The 21,664-nt window shown below is 73.0% G+C and carries 19 protein-coding genes and 1 riboswitch; of the genes, 6 read left to right on the top strand and 13 right to left on the bottom strand.

All coding sequences use genetic code 11. The features are described from left to right. Positions 1-93 precede the first annotated feature (93 nt). Positions 94-501, top strand: coding sequence for a tyrosine-type recombinase/integrase (locus ACZ6AQ_RS20235; RefSeq protein WP_468760983.1), 408 nt, complete (start codon positions 94-96; stop codon positions 499-501). A 24-nt stretch (positions 502-525) separates the two neighbouring features. Then, positions 526-648 carry a hypothetical protein gene (locus ACZ6AQ_RS20230; RefSeq protein WP_468760981.1) on the top strand — a complete coding sequence of 41 codons (123 nt, stop codon included), beginning with the start codon at positions 526-528 and terminating at the stop codon, positions 646-648. Positions 649-1,143: 495 nt separating this feature from the next. Here the strand turns inward: ACZ6AQ_RS20230 and ACZ6AQ_RS20225 are convergent, their stop codons facing one another. Beyond that, the gene (locus tag ACZ6AQ_RS20225) at positions 1,144-2,505 is read right to left on the bottom strand and encodes a peptidase C39 family protein (RefSeq protein ID WP_468760979.1); all 1,362 of its coding nucleotides are present in this window, start codon (positions 2,503-2,505) and stop codon (positions 1,144-1,146) included. 361 nt (positions 2,506-2,866) lie between these two features. Between ACZ6AQ_RS20225 and ACZ6AQ_RS20220 the strand changes: the two genes are divergently transcribed. Next, positions 2,867-3,496 carry a uridine kinase family protein gene (locus ACZ6AQ_RS20220; RefSeq protein ID WP_468760977.1) on the top strand — a complete coding sequence of 210 codons (630 nt, stop codon included), beginning with the start codon at positions 2,867-2,869 and terminating at the stop codon, positions 3,494-3,496. A 307-nt stretch (positions 3,497-3,803) separates the two neighbouring features. Further along, on the top strand, positions 3,804-5,741 hold the full coding sequence (locus ACZ6AQ_RS20215; protein ID WP_468761021.1) for an AAA family ATPase: 1,938 nt from the start codon (positions 3,804-3,806) through the stop codon (positions 5,739-5,741). Positions 5,742-5,832: 91 nt separating this feature from the next. Here the strand turns inward: ACZ6AQ_RS20215 and ACZ6AQ_RS20210 are convergent, their stop codons facing one another. The 11 genes from ACZ6AQ_RS20210 to ribD all read right to left on the bottom strand — a co-directional run bounded on the left by ACZ6AQ_RS20210 (position 5,833) and on the right by ribD (position 16,088). Beyond that, positions 5,833-7,182 (bottom strand): phospholipase D-like domain-containing protein, encoded by a 1,350-nt coding sequence (locus ACZ6AQ_RS20210; protein ID WP_468760975.1) that lies wholly within the window; start codon positions 7,180-7,182, stop codon positions 5,833-5,835. A gap of 146 nt (positions 7,183-7,328) precedes the next feature. Beyond that, positions 7,329-8,408 (bottom strand): hemolysin family protein, encoded by a 1,080-nt coding sequence (locus ACZ6AQ_RS20205; protein ID WP_468760973.1) that lies wholly within the window; start codon positions 8,406-8,408, stop codon positions 7,329-7,331. Then, positions 8,405-9,808 carry a hemolysin family protein gene (locus ACZ6AQ_RS20200; RefSeq protein ID WP_468760971.1) on the bottom strand — a complete coding sequence of 468 codons (1,404 nt, stop codon included), beginning with the start codon at positions 9,806-9,808 and terminating at the stop codon, positions 8,405-8,407. The genes ACZ6AQ_RS20205 and ACZ6AQ_RS20200 overlap by 4 nt, the downstream gene beginning before the upstream one ends. Before the next feature lie 402 nt (positions 9,809-10,210). Further along, a complete protein-coding gene (locus ACZ6AQ_RS20195) occupies positions 10,211-10,663 on the bottom strand; it encodes a PH domain-containing protein (RefSeq protein WP_388698623.1) in 453 nt (150 codons plus the stop codon). A 56-nt stretch (positions 10,664-10,719) separates the two neighbouring features. Beyond that, entirely contained in the window at positions 10,720-11,568 is an 849-nt protein-coding gene (hisG, locus tag ACZ6AQ_RS20190; RefSeq protein WP_468760969.1) for an ATP phosphoribosyltransferase, read from the bottom strand. A gap of 43 nt (positions 11,569-11,611) precedes the next feature. After that, positions 11,612-11,893: a phosphoribosyl-ATP diphosphatase gene (locus ACZ6AQ_RS20185; RefSeq protein ID WP_388698617.1), complete on the bottom strand. Its 282-nt coding sequence runs from the start codon at positions 11,891-11,893 to the stop codon at positions 11,612-11,614. A gap of 35 nt (positions 11,894-11,928) precedes the next feature. Beyond that, positions 11,929-12,414: a 6,7-dimethyl-8-ribityllumazine synthase gene (ribH, locus tag ACZ6AQ_RS20180; RefSeq protein ID WP_468760967.1), complete on the bottom strand. Its 486-nt coding sequence runs from the start codon at positions 12,412-12,414 to the stop codon at positions 11,929-11,931. Between the two features lie 74 nt (positions 12,415-12,488). Then, on the bottom strand, positions 12,489-13,766 hold the full coding sequence (locus ACZ6AQ_RS20175; RefSeq protein ID WP_468760965.1) for a bifunctional 3,4-dihydroxy-2-butanone-4-phosphate synthase/GTP cyclohydrolase II: 1,278 nt from the start codon (positions 13,764-13,766) through the stop codon (positions 12,489-12,491). Further along, entirely contained in the window at positions 13,763-14,353 is a 591-nt protein-coding gene (locus ACZ6AQ_RS20170) for a nicotinamide mononucleotide transporter family protein (RefSeq protein ID WP_468761019.1), read from the bottom strand. Before ACZ6AQ_RS20170 ends, ACZ6AQ_RS20175 begins: the two co-directional genes overlap by 4 nt. A gap of 44 nt (positions 14,354-14,397) precedes the next feature. Next, positions 14,398-15,006, bottom strand: a complete 609-nt coding sequence (locus ACZ6AQ_RS20165) for a riboflavin synthase (protein WP_388698610.1) — start codon at positions 15,004-15,006, stop codon at positions 14,398-14,400. Positions 15,007-15,008: 2 nt separating this feature from the next. After that, positions 15,009-16,088, bottom strand: a complete 1,080-nt coding sequence (gene ribD / locus ACZ6AQ_RS20160) for a bifunctional diaminohydroxyphosphoribosylaminopyrimidine deaminase/5-amino-6-(5-phosphoribosylamino)uracil reductase RibD (RefSeq protein WP_468760963.1) — start codon at positions 16,086-16,088, stop codon at positions 15,009-15,011. A 163-nt stretch (positions 16,089-16,251) separates the two neighbouring features. Next, positions 16,252-16,381: riboswitch (FMN riboswitch) on the bottom strand. 267 nt (positions 16,382-16,648) lie between these two features. Here ribD and ACZ6AQ_RS20155 point away from each other — a divergent pair. Continuing rightward, positions 16,649-18,982 carry a chitinase C-terminal domain-containing protein gene (locus ACZ6AQ_RS20155; protein ID WP_468760961.1) on the top strand — a complete coding sequence of 778 codons (2,334 nt, stop codon included), beginning with the start codon at positions 16,649-16,651 and terminating at the stop codon, positions 18,980-18,982. Positions 18,983-19,131: 149 nt separating this feature from the next. On the opposite strand, the gene ACZ6AQ_RS20150 is transcribed toward ACZ6AQ_RS20155, so the two are convergent. After that, complete coding sequence (locus tag ACZ6AQ_RS20150; RefSeq protein WP_468760959.1) at positions 19,132-20,265, bottom strand: ROK family transcriptional regulator; 1,134 nt, start codon at positions 20,263-20,265, stop codon at positions 19,132-19,134. 107 nt (positions 20,266-20,372) lie between these two features. Between ACZ6AQ_RS20150 and ACZ6AQ_RS20145 the strand changes: the two genes are divergently transcribed. Continuing rightward, positions 20,373-21,596, top strand: coding sequence for an MFS transporter (locus ACZ6AQ_RS20145; RefSeq protein WP_468760958.1), 1,224 nt, complete (start codon positions 20,373-20,375; stop codon positions 21,594-21,596). Positions 21,597-21,664: the final 68 nt, after the last annotated feature.

Genomic DNA, 21,664 nt, shown 5'->3' with positions numbered 1-21,664 from the left:
ACTACAACACCACCCACACCGAAAAACGGCCAACAGCCGTTTGAGCAGAGACGAATGAGCAGGTTGGCTCAAATCATCGACAATGGTTCAGCCGTGTCCGGCAAGCGGTGGACCGTCCGCTACCGGGAGCCGGGCGGACGCACCGGGCGTCAGCGGGAGAAGTCGTTCGCCCGGAAGAAGGACGCGGTCGACTTCGCCACCAAGATGGAAGGCGACAAGCGCGAGAACATCTACGTCGACCCCGACGCCGACAAGGTGTCGCTCCGCCGGTACGCGGACGACTGGCTCGCGAAAAAGACCGCTTCCGCCGACACCCTCGAGTCGTACGAGCGCATCGTCCGCCTCCACGTGGTCCCCCACCTGGGGAGCAAGATGATCCCGCAGGTCACCGCAGCGGACATCAAGGGTCTGTACGCACGCTGGCGCCGGGATGGGGCGGCCCTCAACACCATCGAGTCCCGGCACATAGCCCTCTCGGCGCTGTTCTCCCACGCTGTGTGACACAGGCGGATTCCCGTGAATCCCATGACGCAGGCCGAGAAGCTGGAGGACCCCGTCATTCCTGTCGACGACAGGAAACTTCCCAGCTTTGACGAGATAACCGCCATCGCCAAGGAGATCGGACCTCGCCTGTCTCCGGCGATATGACTCATGACGTGTTGCGGACTTCGTATAGGGGAATCTCTGGGAGTCTTCCCCGAGGACATGCGTGACGGCACCCTGCGAATCCGGCGGCAGGTGATTCGCTACAAGGACGCCTCCGGAAAGTACACGCCGAAATACGCCCCGCTGAAGCATCGAAAAGAAGGCGAGTGGCGCGACACCCCCGTGCCCGCTTCCCTTGAGCCGTTCATCGACCGGCTTCCGATTCGCAATGCGAGCGGCGGAATGCCGTATCCCGATCTTCTGCGCAAGTCGTGGGACCGCGCCATCAGGCGGCCCGATCTTCCCGCATACGGCCCGCGCGACGCGCGGCACAAATGGACCACCGTGGCCCTGACCAGCGGCGTGTCCGTTCACGAGGTGTCTCGCCGGCTCGGGCACCGTTCGGTCAGGGCACGGTGGACCGGTACGGCCACCTCACGCAGGACGGCCGGGAGCGTTGCCGTCAGGTCGTGGAGACGGCCGTCGGGCCGCACACGCTCACAGCAGACCGAGCGACCGCAGCGCGCGGTGCTGACTCGACGCCGTCCTGACCGGCCAGAACACGTAGCAGACCCCGCCCGTACCGCTTCTGACCTTGCCGTTCGCGTCGTACCTCTTCGTACGCAGCCAGATGTTCTCCCATTCGCGCCGTGCGTAGACCCGGCGTACGGCCTCGTTGCCCGGTGAGGCGGGGTCGTTGGCGACGACGTCGCCGTCCGCCGTGAAGCCGACGACGGCCATCAGGTGGCCGGAGGTGCCGTATCCGGCTCCCGTCAGCTCCTCCTTGCGGAAGGACTGGGAGGTGATGACCGGGATGCCGGCCCGGATCAGGGTCTCCAGCTCGGTGAGCGAGCGCAGCCGGGTGACCACGGCGTTCATGTCGGGGTAGGTGGCGGCGTAGGCGGCGTTGAAGGGCCAGTTGCCGCAGCCCTCGTACTGGTGGTCGTAGGTGAAGCGGGCCGCGTGGCAGACCTGGGGGTCGGCGAAGGCCGGGTCCACCCAGGCCAGGTCCGCCGCCGAGGGCCGGCGGCCCCAGTACTCCACGACCATCTGGGAGGAGGTCGGGCTGCACCACGCCTCGCCGCCGTTGTCGTACTCGGGGTACTGCCCGACGTGGGTGTTCTGCGAGTAGCGGGGCACCGCCAGCTCGCGGGCGGGACCGGGCACGGAGGCCGGGACGGTGAAGCGGTCCGGGATGTCCGAGGCCATGGCGCCGATCCGCCACACCGTCGGGGTGAGGCCGCTCCCCGGTGCGCGGTACAGGGTCAGGCGCAGCCGGTACGAGCGCAGCCGGAGTCCGCCCGCCGGGTCGTCGATCGCGAAGGTGTCGGTCCAGACGCTGCTCCTGCCGTCGCCCTGGCCGTCGACCGAGGTGCGCCGGATGTCGGCCTCGCCGTCACCGGAGGTCCAGCGGCCGAGGACGTACCAGGGGGTGTCCGTGCCGTCCGAGTACGTGCCGGACAGCTCGACCTGGAGCCAGGTGCCCGGGGGCGTACGGGCGTTCCAGGAGGCGACGACCTCGGTGGCGGGCACGGCCGGGGTGTACACCGGTGAGGTCCAACCGGCGTACTCCCAGGAGGAGGTGCGGCCGGTGTGCGGGTCGGTGTGGTCGAGGCGGCCGACGGGCGTGGCGAGGACCAGGCCCGTCCGGTGGCCGGGTACCGCCTTCGTGCCGGCGGCCGTGCCGCACCGCCAGTCGGTGTACGAGGACCAGAAACGGTTGTCGACGAGCCCGGGACCGGGGGCGCGGTCCCGGGCGGCGGGGCCGGAGGCGACGGCCGGGACGGCGGTGGCGGCCGTTCCGGCGGCGGCCGCGAGCGCCGCGGCGAGGACGGTTCTGCGCGGGGTGGAGCTGGTCATGGGCGGTGACCCCCAGTCGAGAACGGTGGGCGTGCGGAGCGGTGGGCCCGCCGGGCCGTGACCCCGAAGGTGCCGGAGGGAACGGCCGTCGTCGTACGGGCGCACAGGACACAGCCCCGCAGGGCACGGACACGGACACGGACACACAGGACACGGGCACGGGACACGGACGCGCGGGCACACGGACGCACGGCCGTGGATTCCGTACGGGCCCGCGGGCGGGTGCGCGCGGGCCCACTATCCCGGCTCACGACCGGCCCCGCCAGCACTTCGCCCCGCGTCGCCGCACCAATATTGGTCCCGACCACTGGCGGCGGCACCTTCCTGACCTGCGGCGGTCTCCGCCCCCTACCCTGGTCGCATGGACGCTCTCGACCGCGCGGCACACGCGCTGCTCCGGCTGCCGCCCTCCTGCGGACCGGTCCGGCTGGTCGCGGTCGACGGGCACGCGGGCTCGGGCAAGTCCACCCTCGCGGCCCGCCTCTCCGCCGCCCTCGGCGGCGCGCCCGTCCTCCACCTCGACGACCTCGCCACCCACGAGGAGCTCTTCGCGTGGACCGGCCGGCTGCGGGAGCAGGTCCTGGAACCCCTCGCGCGGGGCCGGACCGCGTCCTACCGTCCGTACGACTGGCGGCTGCGGCGCTTCGGGGAGCCGCGGTCGCTGCCCCCGGCACCGGTGGTCCTCGTCGAGGGCGTCGGCGCGGGCCGGCGGGAGGTGCGGCCCTTCCTGGCACGGCTGGTGTGGATGGAGCGCGGGGCGGAGGAGTCCTGGGCGCGGGGACGGCACCGGGACGGCCCGGAGCAGGCCGCGTTCTGGGACGGCTGGACCGTGGCGGAGACTCGCCATTTCGGCGACGACCCCTCCCGCCCCTTCGCCGATGCCCTGGTGCGGGAGTGGCGGACGGGGTACGAGTGGCTTCCGGGGCCCGGCGCGGGGACGAGCGCGGACCACGCCCTCACCCACCGTGACGGCTCGATGCCCGGGGAATGAGGGGCTCCGGGTCCGCCTGCGCACGTGCCCCAACTCGGCTTGACCCGGGGGGCGTACAGGTCTTACGTTCTGAATGTGCGGCTTTTCGGAGCCGCCGCGGACACGAAGCCCCCGGTTGTTCCCCCGTGATCGGGGGCTTCGTTCTGCCCTTCACCCCTCCCCCGTGAACCCCTGCGTCCCCCGGCGTTCACCCAGGGTCACCGCTTCCGGATCACGCGCTTCTCCTCAAGCGCCCACCCCCGCGCGGGTACGATGCCCGCAGGTGCGGTCAAATCCCGTCCATGCGATGACGGTTGTGGGGGACCCGATGGACATCGGCACACAGGGCTCGCAGCCCCCGGCCGAGCTCGCCTGGCTGCGCGGGGTCGACGCCTACACGATGGGCGCCTATCCGCAGGCGGAGGAGGAGTTCCGGACGGCGGTGCGGATCGACCCCGGGATGGCGGACGCCTGGCTCGGACTGCACGCGCTCCGGGCCGACACCACGACCGCGCTGCTGCGCATGTACCGCCACCGCGAGCGCTTCGGCGAGCAGCGGACGCGGTACCGGCGCACCCTCAACTCCTGGTACTGGCTGGGCTGGTGGGTGCAGCCCGTCCTGGAGAGCCCCCGCGACCTGCTCCTCGCCCACGCCTCCCACTGGCTCGACGGCCGTCACGTGCCCGAACTGGACCGGGCCCTGGCGGGGCTCCCGCCGGTGGACACCGATCCCCAGGTGCGCTTCCTGCACGCCTGCCGGGCCTATCTCGTCAAGGACTGGGAACAGCTCGTCCGGCACACCGAGACCCTCGTGGACGATCCGCTGCTCGGCATCGAGGCCGGACTCTTCGGCGGCATGGCCCGGGTGCGCCTGGAGATGTACGGCCAGGCCGAACCGCTGCTCTCGGCCTCCCTGATGCGATGTCGCAGCGAGCAGCCGCAGCGCAAGGAGCTGCGGTACTGGCTGGCCCGCGCCCACGAGGGCACGGGACGCAGCGCCGCCGCCCTGCCGCTGTACCGGGCCGTGCACCGGATCGACCCGTCGTTCATGGACACCGCCGCGCGGCTCGCGGCGATCACGGCGTACGACGGTTTCGAAGGGTACGAGGGATACGAGGGGTACGAGGGGACGGACGGTCCCGCCGGGCTGGCGGCGGTCGCCCTGGGCTCCCCCGGCGGCGGGTCCGGTCAGGACGCGGTGGACACCGTGCCGGGCGCCGAGCCCGACCCCGGGGGGCTCGGCGACGGCCTGCTGCTCGCGCCCGACCCGGTGCCGCCGGCCGCGCCGGTCCCCCCGCCGGAACCCGTGCGGCAGAAGGCCCGGCTGCCCCGCCAGCCGGTGCCGCCGCGTTTCCCGGCCGGCCCCACCGACCCGGCCCTGCTCGCGGAGGCGCTCGCCGAACTGGAGGGCATGGTCGGACTGGAGCCGGTGAAGCGTCAGGTCAGGGCGCTCTCGGCGCAGCTGGAGATGGCCCGGCTCCGCGCCGACCAGGGGCTCCCGGTCCAGCCGCCGAAGCGGCACTTCGTCTTCTCCGGTCCCTCGGGCACCGGGAAGACCACGGTCGCCCGCATCCTGGGCCGGGTCTTCTACGCCCTCGGGCTGCTCGGCGGCGACCATCTCGTGGAGGCCCAACGGGCCGATCTGGTGGGCGAGTTCCTGGGCCAGACGGCGGTCAAGGCCAATGAGCTGATCGACTCGGCGGTCGGCGGGGTGCTCTTCGTGGACGAGGCGTACGCGCTCTCCAACACCGGCTACAGCAAGGGCGACGCCTACGGCGACGAAGCCCTCCAGGTGCTCCTGAAGCGGGCCGAGGACAACCGCGACCACCTCGTGGTCATCCTGGCCGGCTACCCCGAGGGCATGGACCGGCTGCTCTCCACCAACCCGGGCCTCTCCTCGCGGTTCACCACCCGGGTGGACTTCCCCTCGTACCGGCCGCTCGAACTCACCGCCATCGGCGAGGTCCTGGCGGCGGCCAACGGGGACGGCTGGGACGACGAGGCCCGCGAGGAGCTGCGCTCGATCAGCGGACACGTCGTGGAACAGGGCTGGATCGACGAGCTGGGCAACGGCCGGTTCCTGCGCACCCTGTACGAGAAGTCCTGCGCCTACCGGGACCTGCGGCTCTCCGGATACCCGGGGAGGCCGTCCCGGGAGGACCTGGCCACCCTGCGGCTCGCGGACCTCATGCAGGCGTACGGCGAGGTCCTGTCGGGCCGCGGTCCGGCCGACCGGGGCCCGCGGGAGGAACCGCCGGGCTACTGAGGGGCGTTCACCGCGCCCCGGCCCTCCCGGGGCGTACTCCGGGAGGGCCGCCGGGCCCGTCGCGCGTGCCCGCGACGGCGCGGCGCCGTCGCTACAGGGCTCCTCCGTACTGGGTCTCCGCGGCCGAGGCGTCGCGCTGGGCACGGAAGTTCCGGACGTAGTCGTCGTGCACCTTCGGGTCGGCGTACTTCAGCAGCGCCTCGTCGTTGGCGGTGAGCGCCATCCCCGTGAACGGGTGGCTGCCCGTGAAGACGAGCTTCTGGTCCTTGACGCCCTTGTAGGAGCCCTCGACGAGCAGGTACTTGGTGTGGCTGGTCGTGCCGGTCGCCCCGGGGGCGGCCGGGTCCTCCCGTCCGCCGTTGTTCAGCGCGTGGAGGGAGATCCTGCCCTTCGCGGTCGACCTGGTGAGCCAGTAGGCCGTCTCGCGGTGCGGGCCGGTCGCCTCGTAGTCGGCGAGCTTGCCGTGGACGACGTCCACGAAGCAGCCCGCGTCGGCCAGCTTCCACAGCTTCTCGGCCACGGCCGGCCGGGAGATGTGCCCGTTGGCGATCCGGATCACGGTGCGGCCGTCGGCGGTGCCGTGGCCCGGGGTGTTCCCGTGGCAGGTCGCGAGCGGTTTTCCGTCGGGGCCCGTGACGGGGGTCTCGACCATGCTCAGGATGTTCTCGACGACGTCCGTCGAGGAGCGGGGGAAGAAGTACGCCTTGGCCGGTCCCGCCTCCACGTCGATCGCCAGGTCACTGACCCGGGCGGAGCCGTCCGGCCGTGCCTGCGAGTCGGCCAGCAGGCCGAAGTACCGGGTGTAGCCGTCGTACAGGGCCTGGTTGCCGACGACCGTCATGGCGTCGTTCCAGCCGGTCTCGCGGTCCCAGGTGGTGAGGTTGCCCGACGACTGCACGACGACGTTCTCCTGCGGCTCGCCCCTGACCGGCGAACCGCTGCCGGTGGTCCGGGAGAAGAGGAAGAACTTGTTGTGGTTGACGCCGCCCGTGCCCGCGGCCAGACACGGCCGGTTCGGGGCGCACACCCTGAACCAGGACGTGCCGTACGCGGCGCCGGCCGGCGGGGTCTCCGCGAACGCCGCGTTCAGCTTGTCCCGCACCGGCCTCCCCGCCGTGTACATCCAGGGGGCGTTGACGCTGTCGTCGTCCACGAGCACCTGCACGTTCACGTTCCTGCGGTGGGCCGCGGCGAGCTGGTCCGCGAGCCAGCCCGAGCCGAAGGCGTACAGCGATATGCGGATGGTCGACCCGCCCGTGGCGCCGTTGACGAGGCGGCCGAGGTGTCCCAGGATCGCGCTCTGCTCCCCGGTCGTGCCGCGGGGCTTGTTGAAGACGGGGCCCGTGGCCACGTAGACCGTTTCGTCGGCCGAGGCGGGCGGGGCGCCCGCCGTCAGGAGGCCGCCGATGAGGAGGGCGGTGAGGATTCTCTTCTTGATCACGGCCGTCACCCTACGGGCCCCGCCCCGTCCCCGGCGCCGTACGCCGGTGCGCGGCCCGGGAGTCCGACGGCTCCGCCCCGCCCGGGGAGCGGGCGGGGCGGAGCCGTCGAGGGAACCGGGCGGCCGGGGACGAAGCCCCGGGGCGGCTACCCGCGCGCGGCGGCCGGGGAGGCTGCCACCGGGGCCGGGGCGGGCGGCGGGTCCACGCGGTGGGCGGGGTCGCGGACCTCCCCCACCAGCGTCTCCAGGACGTCCTCCAGGGCGACGAGCCCGAGGACGGCGCCGGTGCCGTCCGCGACCTGCGCCAGATGGGTCGCGGCGCGGCGCATCACGGTGAGGGCGTCGTCGAGCGGCACGTCGGCGCGGAGGGTCGCCATCGGCCGCCACAGGCGCCGCGGCACCGCCCCCTCCCGCTCCTCCAGGTCGAGGACGTCCTTCACGTGCACGAAGCCCAGGAAGGCGCCGTGTCCCCCGGCGCGGACCGGGAAGCGCGAGTATCCGGTCCGCACGGTCAGCTCCTCGATCTCCCGGGGGGTGACCGAGGGCGGGACCGTGACCAGGGAGGCGGACGCGATGAGGACGTCCGTCACGGGGCGGCTGCCCAGTTCGAGGGCGTCCTCCAGGCGCTCCTGCTCGGCCGGGTCGAGCAGCCCGGCCTGGCCGGCGTCCTCGACGAGGCGGCCGAGCTGGGCGCTGGTGAAGACCGCCTCGACCTCGTCCTTCGGTTCGACCCGGAACGCCCGCAGGACCAGCCGGGCGCAGGCTCCCAGGGCCGCCGTCACGGGCCGGCAGAGCCGGGCGAACCCGACCAGGGCCGGGGCCAGCCGGAGCGCGGTCCGTTCGGGCGCCGCCATCGCCAGGTTCTTCGGGACCATCTCGCCGATGACGAGGTGGAGGAAGACCACGGCGGCGAGGGCGATGACGTAGCCGAGCGGGTGGATCAGCCCTTCGGGGACGCCGACCGCGTGGAAGACGGGTTCGAGCAGCCGGGCGACGGTCGGCTCGGCGACGGCGCCGAGCGTCAGCGAGCAGACGGTGATGCCGAACTGGGCGGCCGCCATCATCTGCGGCAGGTTCTCCAGACCGTGCAGGACCTGCTTGGCGCGGGCGCCGGGAAGCGGTTCGATCTGACTGCGCCGTACGGAGACGAGCGCGAACTCGGCCCCGACGAAGAAGCCGTTGGCGAGGACCAGGAGGACGGCGAAGAGGAGGGGGAGGGTGCTCATCGGACGCCCTCCGCGACCAGCGGGACGGCGGGGGACGGGGCCGCGGCGGGACCCGCCTCGGCGCCCGGGACCGGGGCCGGGTGCGGGACCGCGTCCGTCCGGACGATCCGGACGTGCTCGGCGCGGTAGTGGTCGACGCGGCGGACCGAGAACAGCCAGCCGGGAAGCTCGACCCGGTCCCCGGGAACGGGGATGCGCCCGAGGAGGTCGGCGACGAGCCCGGCGACGGTCTCGTACGGCCCGTCGGGCGCGTCGAGGCCCATCCGGCGCAGGGTGTGCACCCGGCAGGAGCCGTCGGCGTCCCAGGCGGGACGGCCGTCCTCGGCGGGGACGGCGACCAGTTCGGGCCGCCCGTCGGCCGCGGTGTCGTGCTCGTCGCGGACCTCGCCGACCAGCTCCTCGACGATGTCCTCCAGGGTGACGACGCCCGCGGTGCCGCCGTACTCGTCGACGACCACCGCGATCGGCTGCTCGCGGCGCAGGCGCTCCAGGAGCGCCTGGGCGGGGAGCGTCTCGGGGACGAGGAGCGGCGGGACCGCGATCCGGCCGACGGGGGTGCGCAGCCGGGCGTGCGGGGCGACGGCGAGCGCGTCCTTGAGGTGGACCATGCCGACGATCTCGTCGATCCGGTCGCGGTAGACCGGGAAGCGCGAGAGGCCGGTGGCCCGGGTGAGGTTGAGGACGTCGGCCGCGGTGGCGTCCCACTGGAGGGCACTCACCTTCACGCGCGGGGTCATGACCCGCTCGGCGGTGAGGCCGCCGAGGGACAGGGTCCGTACGAAGAGGTCGGCGGTGTCCTGTTCGAGCGCGCCGGCCAGGGCGGAGTGCCGGGCCAGGGAGACCAGCTCGCCGGGGGTGCGGACCGAGTCCAGCTCCTCGGTGGGCTCGACGCCCAGGAGCCGGACGAGGCGGTTGGCGACCCGGTTGAACAGGGAGATCACCGGCCGGAAGAGGGCGGAGAAGCGGTGCTGCGGGGTGGCCACGAAGCGGGCCACCTGAAGCGGGCGGGAGACCGCCCAGTTCTTCGGCACCAGCTCGCCGACCACCATCTGGAGGGCGGAGGCGAGGAGCATGCCGATCACCACCGACGCCGCGGAGACGGCCCCCCGGGGCAGTCCGGTCGCGGTGAGCGGCCCGTGCAGCAGCCCGGCGAGCGCGGGCTCGGCGAGCATGCCGACGACGAGGGAGGTGAGGGTGATGCCGAGCTGGGTCCCGGAGAGCTGGAAGGACAGCTCGCGCAGGGCGGTGACGACGGCGCGGGCACGCCGGTCGCCGGCGGCCGCGGCGCGCTCGGCCTCGGCGCGCTCGACGGTCACGAGACCGAACTCGGCGGCCACGAAGAAGCCGTTGGCGAGGATCAGGAGAAAGGCCGCGGCGAGCAGCAGAAGGGAGACGATCATGCCGCCGCCTCCTGGAAGAGGGCGGCGCGGGTACTACCGGACGGTCCGTCCATTGCTGGAGGGAGTCACTCCTCGGGTCGTAGGAAAGCCTCGCGGGCCGCGACGGCGGCCCTGCGCGCGCGAGGCGGTGGTGCACTCGGCACCACCGCGTCCAGAGTAGTCAAGCGAGCGCCCGGAAGGGCAGGGGGTCGGCTCCGGATGGGGGAAGGACGGGGGTTCCCCCCCGGCGTTCCTCCGGGAAACCCCGACGTCGAGCACGCGCGGGCGGGGCCCGGGAGCCGGAATGCGGGTGGCGCCGAGCGGGACCCGGGTGGTCCCCGGCTCCGGGCGAGCCGCGGCGCCGGAGCCGGGCGTGGCCTCCGCCCCCGCCCCGTCCCCGGCCCCGTCACCCGGGCGCCGGGGTCAGCTCCGCTCCGCGCCCGTCCCGCGGCTCTCGGCCAGGGTCCGCAGGGCGCGGGCGTCCCGGATGGCCGACTCCTTGGCGATGCCGGGCTGGATGCCGAGCGCGGGCAGGCTGGTGCCGTCGCTCAGGTCGAGGAAGACCCACGGGTCGCCGGGACGGAGGTTGACCCGGAGGATCTCCGCCCAGGCCAGCCGCCTGGTCCGGGTGATGTTGACGACCGTGACGCCCTCGTCGTCCGCGACGACCTTGGGGCGGCTCAGCAGGACGAGGACGCCGAGGAAGAGCGCGGCGGTGAAGACGAAGCTGGCGCGCTCCCCCGGTCCCAGCCGCTCCAGCATCATCGCCACGAGGGTGATGGCGGCGAACATCGCGAGCCCCACGGTCAGCAGGACGGCCCGGGTGCGGCCGGGGCGGAAGGTGACCGGGAGGGCGGGCGTCGTGGGCTGGGACATGGGGGTTCCTCGATGCCTGGTGGTGCCTGGTGCTGGTGGACGTGCGGGCCGGACCGTCAGAGACGGCAGGCGTGGATGGCGGTGGTGAGGATGGCGCGGGCGCCCAGCTCGTACAGGTCGTCCATGATCCGCTGCGCGTCCTTGGCGGGGACCATCGCGCGGACGGCGACCCAGCCCTCGTTGTGCAGCGGGGAGACGGTGGGCGACTCCAGGCCGGGGGTAAGGGCGACGGCCTGCTCCAGGTGCTCGGCGCGGCAGTCGTAGTCCATCATCACGTACGAGCGGGCGACGAGGACGCCCTGGAGGCGGCGGAGGAACTGCTGGACCTGCGGGTGGTCGTCCGCGGCGCCCCGGCGGCGGACCACGACGGCCTCGGAGGTGAGGATCGGCTCGCCGACGACTTCCAGGCCGGCGTTGCGCAGGCTGGTGCCGGTCTCCACGACGTCCGCGACGACCTGGGCGACGCCCAGCTGGATCGCGGTCTCGACCGCGCCGTCCAGGTGCACGACGGAGGCGTCGATGCCCTGGTCGGCGAGGTGCTTGGCGACGATGCCCTCGTAGGAGGTGGCGATCGTCATGCCGCCGAAGTCCTCGGGCCCCTTCGCGGTGCCCGGACGGGTGGCGTACCGGAAGGTGGAGCGCCCGAAGTTCAGCGGGAGGATCTCCTCGGCGTCGGCGCCGGAGTCCAGGAGCAGGTCGCGGCCGGTGATGCCGATGTCCAGCTTCCCGGAGGCGACGTAGATCGCGATGTCCTTCGGGCGCAGGTAGAAGAACTCGACCTCGTTGCCGGGGTCGACGACCACCAGTTCCTTGGACTCCTTGCGCTGGCGGTAGCCGGCCTCATGGAGCATGGCCGACGCAGGTCCGGAGAGGGAACCCTTGTTGGGGACGGCGATGCGCAGCATGGGGTGGGCTTCCTTTGCGTGGGAGTGTGCGGGAGGGCGGTGCTCAGAGGTGGGCGTAGACGTCGTCGAGCGAGATCCCGCGGGCGACCATCATCACCTGGACGTGGTACAGCAGCTGCGAGATCTCCTCGGCGGCGGCTTCCCTGCCCTCGTACTCGGCGGCCATCCAGACCTCGGCGGCCTCTTCGACGACCTTCTTGCCGATGGCGTGGACGCCCTTGTCCACCAGTTCCGCGGTGCGGGAGGTGGCCGGGTCGCCGGTCTCGGCCTTGAGCTTGAGCTCGGCGAAGAGCTCTTCGAAGCTTTTACGGGTTCCGTTCGCCATGATGGTCCTAAGAGTACGGGGTGGGGGGCGCGCACTCAGCGCCAGGGTTCGCTGACCGTGCGCAGTGTGGTGGCGGTCGCGACGGCCGCGGTGACGGCCTCGTGACCCTTGTCCTCGGAGGAGCCCTCGAGCCCGGCCCGGTCGAGGGCCTGCTCCTCGTTGTCGACGGTGAGGACCCCGAACCCGATGGGTACGCCGGTGTCGACCGAGACCTGGGTGAGGCCGTGGGTGACGCCCTGGCACACGTACTCGAAGTGCGGCGTTCCGCCGCGGATGACGACGCCGAGCGCCACGACGGCATCGTAGCCGCGCCCGGCGAGGACCTTCGCCACGACCGGGAGTTCGAAGCTGCCGGGGACGCGCAGCAGGGTCGGCTCGTCGATGCCGAGTTCGCTCAGGGCGCGCAGGGCGCCGTCGACGAGACCGTCCATGATCTTCTCGTGCCACTGGGCCGCGACGACCGCGACCCGGAGGTCGCCGCAGTTCTTCACGCTGAGGACGGGTGCGCCCTTGCCGCTCATGTCTCTCCTTGAACCGTATCGAACCGTAGTGAATCGTAGTGAATCGTAGTGAACCGCGGGAAAAGCGGGGGGAGTTACTGGTTGCCGCAGGTGGGGGCCGGGGGGCCGTCCAGCCAGGGCAGGTCGTGGCCCATCCGGTCCCGCTTGGTGCGCAGGTAGCCGAGGTTGTGCTCGCCGGCCTGGACCGGCATGGGCTCGCGGCCCCCGACGGTGAGGCCGTGCCGGGCGAGGGCGTCGATCTTGTCGGGATTGTTGGTCATCAGGCGCAGGCTGCGCACGCCCAGGTCGCCGAGGATCCGCGCGCCGGCCGCGTAGTCGCGGGCGTCGGCGGGCAGTCCGAGTTCCAGGTTGGCGTCGAGGGTGTCGCGTCCGCGCTCCTGGAGTTCGTACGCGCGCAGCTTGGACAGCAGGCCGATGCCGCGCCCCTCGTGGCCGCGCAGGTAGACGACGACGCCCCGCCCCGCCTCGGTGATCCGGTCCATGGAGGCCCGGAGCTGGGGGCCGCAGTCGCAGCGCAGCGAGTGGAAGACGTCGCCGGTGAGGCACTCGGAGTGGACCCGTACGAGGACGTCCTCGCCGTCGCCGATCTCGCCGTGGACGAGGGCGACGTGCTCGACGCCGTCGACGGTGGAGCGGTAGCCGTACGCGGTGAACTCGCCGTGCGCGGTGGGGAGGTGGACCTCGGCCTCGCGGCGGACGGTCGGCTCGGCGGAGCGGCGGTAGGCGATCAGGTCCTCGATGGAGATGATCGTGAGCCCGTGCTTGCGGGCGAAGGGGACCAGTTCGGGCAGGCGCAGCATCGTGCCGTCCTCGCCGGCGATCTCGACGATCGCGCCCGCCGGGCGGAGGCCCGCGAGACGGGCGAGGTCGACGGCCGCCTCGGTGTGGCCGTCGCGGGCGAGGACGCCGCCGGGCCTGGCGCGCAGCGGGAAGACGTGTCCGGGGCGGACGAAGTCGGAGGGCTCGTGGCGGCCGCTCGCCAGCATCCGCAGGGTGGTGGCGCGGTCGGCGGCGGAGATGCCGGTGGTGACGCCGTGGGCGGGGGCCGCGTCGACGGAGACGGTGAAGGCCGTGCGCATCGACTCGGTGTTGTCCTCGACCATCTGCGGGAGTCGGAGGCGTTCCAGCTCCCCGTCCTCCATGGGGGCGCAGATCAGGCCGCGGCACTCGCTCATCATGAAGGCGACGATCTCGGGGGTGGCCTTCTCGGCGGCGATGACGAGGTCGCCCTCGTTCTCGCGGTCCTCGTCGTCCACGACGACGACGGGCCGGCCCGCGGCGATGTCCCGGACGGCCTGCTCGACGGGGTCGAGGGCGAGGTCGGCGGCGTCCCAGGAGGGGAGGGAACTCATGCGTGGGCTCCTTCCAGAGCGGGGGCGGTGCGGGTGCGGAGCCACCAGTCGCGCATGCCCCAGAGGACGAGGGCGAAGTAGACGACGTAGACCAGGCCGGAGAAGGCGAGGCCGCTGTGGAAGGCGAGCGGGACGCCGACGAGGTCCACGAGGAGCCAGGCGAACCAGAACTCGACCAGGCCGCGGGCCTGGGCGACCATCGCGACAAGGGTGCCGACGAAGATGTACGCGTCGGCCCACGGGCTCCAGGAGAGCGACGGGTAGAGGGTGAAGAGGCCGCCGACGGCGAGGGTGCCGAGGACCGCGCCGGCGAGGAGCAGGCCGCGCTCCCTCCAGGTGGCGAAGCGGACGGCGAGGGAGCCGTCCTGGGCCTGCCGCTTGCCCCGGTTCCACTGCCACCAGCCCCAGGCGGCGACGCCGATGACGAGGATCTGCTTGCCGACGCCGCCGGTGAGGTGGGCGGAGGCGTACGCGCCGACGAGGACGGCTCCGGAGAGGAGCTGGGCGGGCCAGGTGAGGAGGGAGCGGCGCCAGCCGAGGGCGAGCGCGACGAGCCCGATGGTGTTGCCGATCATGTCGGACCACATGATGTGCTGGTCGAGGACGGTGAACGCCTCGGAGTTGAGCCAGTTCACTTGACGTTCTCCCCTGCGTTCGGGCCGAGCAGCCGCTCGACGTACTTGGCGATGACGTCCACTTCGAGGTTGACCGGGTCGCCGCTCTTCTTGATGCCGAGCGTGGTCAGGTCGAGGGTGGTGGGGATGAGGCTGACGGTGAACCGGTCGTCGGCGACCCCGACGACGGTGAGGCTGACGCCGTCGACCGTGATCGAGCCCTTCTCGACGACGTACCGGGAGAGGTGGGCGGGCAGGCCGACCTCGACGAGTTCCCAGTGCTCGGACGGGGTCCGCTCCAGGATCGTGCCGGTGCCGTCCACGTGGCCCTGGACGATGTGGCCGCCGAGGCGGCCGCCGACGGCCACGGGCCGTTCCAGGTTGACGCGGGAGCCGACGGCGAGGGCGCCGAGGGCGGACCGCTGGAGGGTCTCGGCCATGACGTCGGCGGTGAACTCGCCGTCGCCGTGTTCCACGACGGTGAGGCAGACCCCGTTGACGGCGATGGAGTCGCCGTGCCGGGCGCCTTCCGTGACCAGGGGGCCGCGCAGTCGGAAGCGGGAGGCGTCCGCCAGCCGCTCGACGGCGACGACCTCGCCCAGTTCTTCGACGATTCCGGTGAACACGGTCAGACTCCCTTGGGGGTGGCGGTGATGCGGAGGTCGGGTCCGACGCGCACGGTCTCGGTGACGTCGAGCCGCAACGCGTCGGTGAGGGTGCCGATTCCCGCGTCGGCGAGGGCGGCCGGGCCGGCGCCGAGGAGGACGGGGGCGAGGTAGCCGACGACCTGGTCGACGGCGTCCGCGGCGACGAAGGAGCCCGCGAGGGTGGGGCCGCCTTCGAGGAGGACGGAGCGGACGCCGCGGGCGTGGAGCCGGTCGAGCAGGTCGCGCACGCCGACGCGGCCGTCGCGCAGGGGCAGTCGGAGCAGTTCGGCGCCGGGCAGGTGCCGGGCGTCGGCGTCCTCGCCGACGACGACCAGGGTGGGCGCGGCGTCGTCCAGGACGCGGGCGGTCGGCGGGAGTTCGGCGCGGGCGTCGAGGACGACCCGCAGCGGCTGGGTCGCGCCGTCGACGCCCCGGACGGCGAGGTGCGGGTCGTCCGCGCGCAGGGTCCCGCCGCCGGCCACGACGGCGTCGGCCTCGGCGCGCAGCCGGTGGACGTCGGCGCGGGACTCGGCGGAGGTGATCCAGCGGGAGGTGCCGTCGGCGGCGGCGACCCGGCCGTCGAGGGTGGCGGCGTACTTCCAGCGGACGAAGGGGCGGCCCCGGCGCACGGAGGTGAGCCAGGCGATGTTGACCGCCTCGGCCTCGTCCGCCAGGAGGCCCCGCTCGACCTCGACGCCGGCGGCGCGCAGGGTGCCGGCGCCGCCGGTGGCCTTCGGGTCCGGGTCGCCGACCGCGTACACGACGCGGCGGACCCCGGCCTCGATCAGGGCCCGGGAACAGGGGCCGGTGCGGCCGGTGTGGTCGCAGGGTTCGAGGGTGACGTAGGCGGTGCCGCCGCGGGCCAGGACACCGGCCTCGCGCAGGGCGTGGATCTCGGCATGCGGGCCGCCGGCGCGCCGGTGGAAGCCCTCTCCGACCCGGTGCCCGGAGGCGTCGGTGACGACGCAGCCGACGACGGGGTTGGGGCTGGTGGCGCCGAGGGCGCGGGCGGCGAGCTCGACGGCGCGTCGCATGGCGGTGGTGTCGGCCTGCCGGTCCACCGGGTCCTCCTGCCTCTTCGGGCACGGACTCCGGGGCCTGCCGAGGACGGCAGAGAGCGGGTGGAACGCCTCGCAACGGATGCGCCGGGGCCGGAGGTCCGGCCCGCCGGAAAACGGCGGACCACGGACGTACGGCCGGCACACCCCTGACAGGGGTCTCCCGCCGCGCACTGCCTCCCATCCGGACTTTCACCGTCGGTCCAGGAATCCCACCTGGTCAACCGGCCGCTGGCTGCGGACGGGTCGCGGACTATACCGCCGGTTCGGAATTGCACCGACCCCGGAGTGCGCTGCTGCTGATACAGGGCCAGTGTGCCACGACCCGCGGGGGCGGTGCGGAGGGCGTCCTGTGGGCCCGCTCACAGAGTTCCCCGTCTCCCCACTTTGGTACGGACCTATTGACTCACTGGTCTAGTCCTCTTAATCTCCGTGTCACCTTCGAGGCAACGGTCCGTCGGCGTGCGCACTCCACGGGCCCACACGATCCACCCCCTGTTCGTTGTGTTCTCCCCCTCTCCCCCACCTTCCCCGCCTCCCCCTCTCCCCAGGAGGAACCGATCGTGCTGTCCCCCACGACGAAGAGAGCCTCGCTGCTCGCGTCCGGCGCGGCCGTCGCCGGACTGCTGCTCAGCTCGCTCTCCGGCGGCGTCTCGTACGCCGCCGACAACGAGTCCTGTCGCCCCGACGGGCTCTACAAGACGCCCGGCGTCGACGTCCCCTACTGCTCGGTCTACGACGCCGAGGGCCGCGAGAAGATGGGCGCGGACCACCAGCGCCGGGTCATCGGCTACTTCACCGGCTGGCGCACCGGCAAGAACGGCCAGTCCTCGTACCTGGCCAAGGACATCCCGTGGGAGAAGGTCACCCACATCAACTACGCCTTCGGTCACGTCGGCGGCGACAACAAGCTGTCCGTGGGCACGGACGGCCCGGACAACGCGGCCACCGGAATGACCTGGCCCGGCGTGGCCGGCGCCGAGATGGACCCCGCGTACGCGTACAAGGGCCACTTCAACCTGCTCAACAAGTTCAAGAAGCAGCACCCGGACGTCAAGACGCTGATCTCGGTCGGCGGCTGGGCGGAGACCGGCGGCTACTTCGCGGACAACGGCGACCGGGTGAACTCCGGCGGCTTCTACTCGATGGCCACCAACGCCGACGGCTCGGTCAACCAGGCCGGGATCGACACCTTCGCGACCTCGGCCGTCGACTTCATCCGGAAGTACGGGTTCAACGGCGTCGACATCGACTACGAGTACCCGACCACGATGAAGGACGCGGGCAACCCGCTCGACTGGCAGCTCGCCAACGCGCGCCGCGGCGGGCTCGTGCAGGGCTACGCGGCCCTCATGAAGTCCCTGCGCGAGAAGCTGGACCGGGCCGGATCCGCCGACGGCAAGCACTACCTGCTGACCGTCGCCGCCCCCTCCTCCGGCTACCTGCTGCGCGGCATGGAGACCTTCCAGGTCCAGAAGTACCTGGACTACGTCAACATCATGTCGTACGACCTGCACGGCGCCTGGAACGAGTACGTCGGCCCCAACGCCTCCCTGTTCGACGACGGCAAGGACGGCGAACTCGCCGCCGCCAACGTCTACGGCAGCCAGCAGTACGGCAACATCGGCTACCTCAACACCGACTGGGCGTACCACTACTTCCGCGGCTCCATGCCGGCCGGCCGCATCAACATCGGCCTGCCCTACTACACCCGCGGCCACAAGAACGTGCAGGGCGGCACCGACGGCCTCTGGGGCAGGGCCACCGCGGCCACCTGCCCGGCCGGCGCCGGCCTGACCAAGTGCGGCGACGGCGCCGAGGGCATCGACAACCTCTGGCACGACAAGGACACCGCGGGCAAGGAGTCGCCCGCCGGCTCCAACCCGATGTGGCACGCCAAGAACCTGGAGAAGGGGATCGTCGGCGACTACGTCACCCAGTACGGCTTCCCCGCCGACACCAAGCTGACCGGCACCTACGTCCGCAAGTACGACCCGACCCTGGTCGCACCGTGGCTGTGGAACGCGCAGAAGAAGGTCTTCCTCTCCACCGAGGACGAGCAGTCGGTGGCCGCCAAGGCCGACTACGTGGTGAACAGGGGCATCGGCGGCACCATGGTCTGGGAGATGGCCGGCGACTACGCCTGGAACGCCGCCAAGGGCCAGTACGAGACGGGCTCCACGCTCACCTCGCTGATGTACGACAAGTTCAAGGCGGCCGCCCCGTACGGCGCGAAGAAGTCGAACAAGGCGCTGCCGAGCCGGGCCGTGAACATCGAGACGGCGTTCACCGAGTTCAAGCTCGGCGACTCCAACTACCCGATCACGCCCAAGGTGAAGATCACCAACCGGACCAACACCACCCTGCCGGGCGGCACCGAGTTCCAGTTCGACTACGGCACCTCGGCGCCGGGCAACGCCTCCGACCAGTCCGGCTTCGGCACCAAGGTCGTCAGCAGCGACCACACGGGCTCCAACGTGGGCGGCCTCAAGGGCGACTTCCACCGCGTCTCGCTGAAGCTCCCGGCCTGGCAGTCGCTGGCCCCGGGCGCGACGGTCGACCTGTCGTTCAACTACTACCTGCCGGTGTCCACCCCCTCCAACTGGACGGTGAACATCAACGGCACGACGTACGCCCTCGCCGGTGACCTGGCGCGCGGCACGACGGTCGTGGAGCCCGGCGCCACCACCCCGCCGACCACGCCGCCCACCACCCCGCCGACGACGGAGCCGCCCGCCGGCTGCACCGTTCCGGCGTACGTGGCGGGCACGGTCTACAACGCGGGCAACGAGGTCTCCCACAAGGGCCACAAGTGGAAGGCCCAGTGGTGGACCCAGAACCAGGAGCCGGGCACGACCGGCGAGTGGGGCGTCTGGAAGGACCTCGGCACCTGCTGACCCCCGCCTCCTGAAGGAGCCCCGGCGGCGGAGCACCACGGCCCTTGCCGCCGCCGGGCACCGCACCCGCCGCGCCGCCTCCCCCTCCGGGGACGCGGCGCGGCGGCGTTCTTCGCGCGGGGTCCCCGGCGGCCTCCCCCGGAGGTCCCCTACGGGAACAGGTCCTCCTGGGCCGCGTCCCGGGCCGTGAGGAGGGCGCCGCGCAGGACGGCCGCGTCCCCGAGGGCGGTGGCCCTGACCTCGGTGCGCAGCGGCGAGAGGGCGGCGAGTTCCGCCTCCACCCTGGCCGCCAGGGCCGCGCCCCCGCTGTGGCCGGTCTCGCCCCCCAGGACCACGCAGCCGGGGTCGAGGACCGAGGCCACGGCCGCCGCGCCGACGGCGAGACGGCGGGCGACGGCGTCCAGGAAGGGCTCGTGGCCGGAGGCGAGCGCGGCCGCGTGGTCCCCCGGGGCGAGGCCGTGCTCCCGGGCGAGCGCCTCGACGGCCGCGGTGCAGGCCAGCTCGTGGAAGCCGCCGTCGCAGCCGGTGGCCGAGGGGAGCCCGCCGGTGCCCGGCACCGGCAGGAAACCGATCTCCCCCGCACCGCCCGAGGCCCCCCGGCGCAGCCGGCCGTCGAGGACGACGGCGGCGCCCACGCCCTGGCCGAGCCAGAGCAGGACGAAGTCCTCGCGGTCGCGGGCCGCGCCCTCGCGGAGCTCCGCGAGGGCGGCGAGGTTGGTCTCGTTCTCGACCAACACCCGCGCGGGGAGCCGCTCCTGGAGGACGGCGACGAGCCGCCGGTGCCAGGCGGGCAGGCCCGTGGAGTCGCGGAGTTCGCCGGTGACCGGCTCGATGAGGCCGGGGGCGCCGACCGCGACGCTGTGCGGCGCTTCGACGCCGGCCTCCCCCAGCGTCCGCTCCAGCAGGGCGACGGCCTTCTCCACGGCCGGTCCGGTGCCGCCGTCGTCGCCGACCGGCGCGGACGCCTCGGCGAGCGTGGTGCCGAGCAGATCGGCGACGGCGACGGAGACCGAGCGGGTGCGCACGTCGAGGGCGGCGAGATGGGCGCGGCCGGCGACGAGCCCGTACAGCTTGGCGTTGGGGCCCCGGCGCTCGGCCCCGGCCTCGCCGACGACGTGGACGAGCCCGGAGTCCCGGAGCCGTTCGACGAGGTCGGCGACGGTCGGGCGGGAGAGCCCGGTGAGCGTCTTGAGCTGAGTGGCCGTCAACGGCCCCTCGTCCTGGAGCAGTCGCAGGGCGAGCCGGTCGTTGATGGCCCGTGCGGTGCTCGGGGATGCGGCCATGCGGCGATCCTCTCAGACGTGTCCGGGGCGGAGCCCGCCCCTGCGCACTATTTATCAGGCAGGGTTCCTGATAGTTTACGCGCCACACCACGACCCCGGGAGGGCCCATGGCGGCGGAGACCGTCACCAGCACCCAGCGCCTGCGGCGGGCGCGCTTCGCCGTCGCCGCCGTCTTCTGCGTCCACGGCGCCGTCACCGGCAGCTTCGCCACCCGCATCCCCTGGATCCAGGAACACGCGGACGTCGGCGCCGGACAGCTCGGTCTCGCGCTCGCCTTCCCCGCGCTCGGCGCCTCCGTCGCGATGCCGCTGGCCGGGGCGATCTCCCACCGCTTCGGCGCCCGCCCGGCGCTGCGCGGCCTGCTCGCCCTGTGGACCCTCTCCCTGATCCTGCCGTCGCTGGCCCCGAACGTCTGGGGGCTGTGCGGCGCGCTCTTCGTGTACGGCGCGACCGCCGGCATGTCCGACGTGGCGATGAACGCGCTGGGCGTCGAGACCGAGACCCGGCTCGGACGGTCCATCATGTCGAGCCTGCACGGCATGTGGAGCGTGGGCGCCCTGATCGGCTCGGCCGCCGGCACGGTCGCCGCCCACCTCGGCGGCGACGCCCGGCTGCACCACCTGGTCGCGGCCCTCGTCCTCACCGCGCTCGGCCTGGTCGCCTGCCAGGGCGTGCTGGACGTGCGCAGCACCCCGGAGGAGGAGGCGCCGCCGCGCTTCTCGCTGCCGCCGAAGTCCGCCCTCGTCATCGGCGCCATCGGCTTCTGCGGGGTGTTCGCGGAGGGGGCCAGCCTCGACTGGTCGGCCGTCTACCTGCGGGACGAGCTGGGCACCTCGGCCGGGCTCGCCGCCGCCTCGACGACCGCCTTCGCGCTGACGATGGCGGTGGCCCGGCTGGCCGGCGACCGGGTGGTGGACCGCTTCGGCGCGGTCCGCACGGTACGGGCCGGGGGCGTCGTCGCCACCCTCGGCGGCCTCCTGGTCGTCGCCGCCCCGCACGCCGCCGTCGCCCTGGCCGGATTCGGTCTCATCGGGCTCGGGATCGCGGTCGTCGTCCCCCTGGCCTTCGCCGCGGCGGGCCGCAGCGGCCCGAACCCCAGCCAGGCCATCGCGGGCGTCGCCACCATCACGTACACCTCGGGTCTCATCGCCCCCTCCGCGATCGGCGGCATCGCCGACGCGACCTCGCTGGTCTTCTCCTTCGGCCTGGTCACCCTGCTCGCGTTCGGCCTGGTGGTGGGCGCGGGCGTGCTCGGGAGCGCCGACCGGGAGGCCCCGGCGGTGGACGCGGAGGGCGGCGCTCCGGCGAAGAGCGGTGGTCCGGCCGCCTGACGGCGGTCCCGGGCACCGGCGCCCTCTCCCCGACGCCCGGAGCCGGCGGTCGCGCATACCATGTGGCT

The sequence above is a fragment of the Streptomyces sp. NPDC041191 genome (assembly GCF_055591945.1).
Note: the sequence above shows the minus strand (reverse complement) of the source record. Positions and strands in the feature narration are given on the sequence as shown.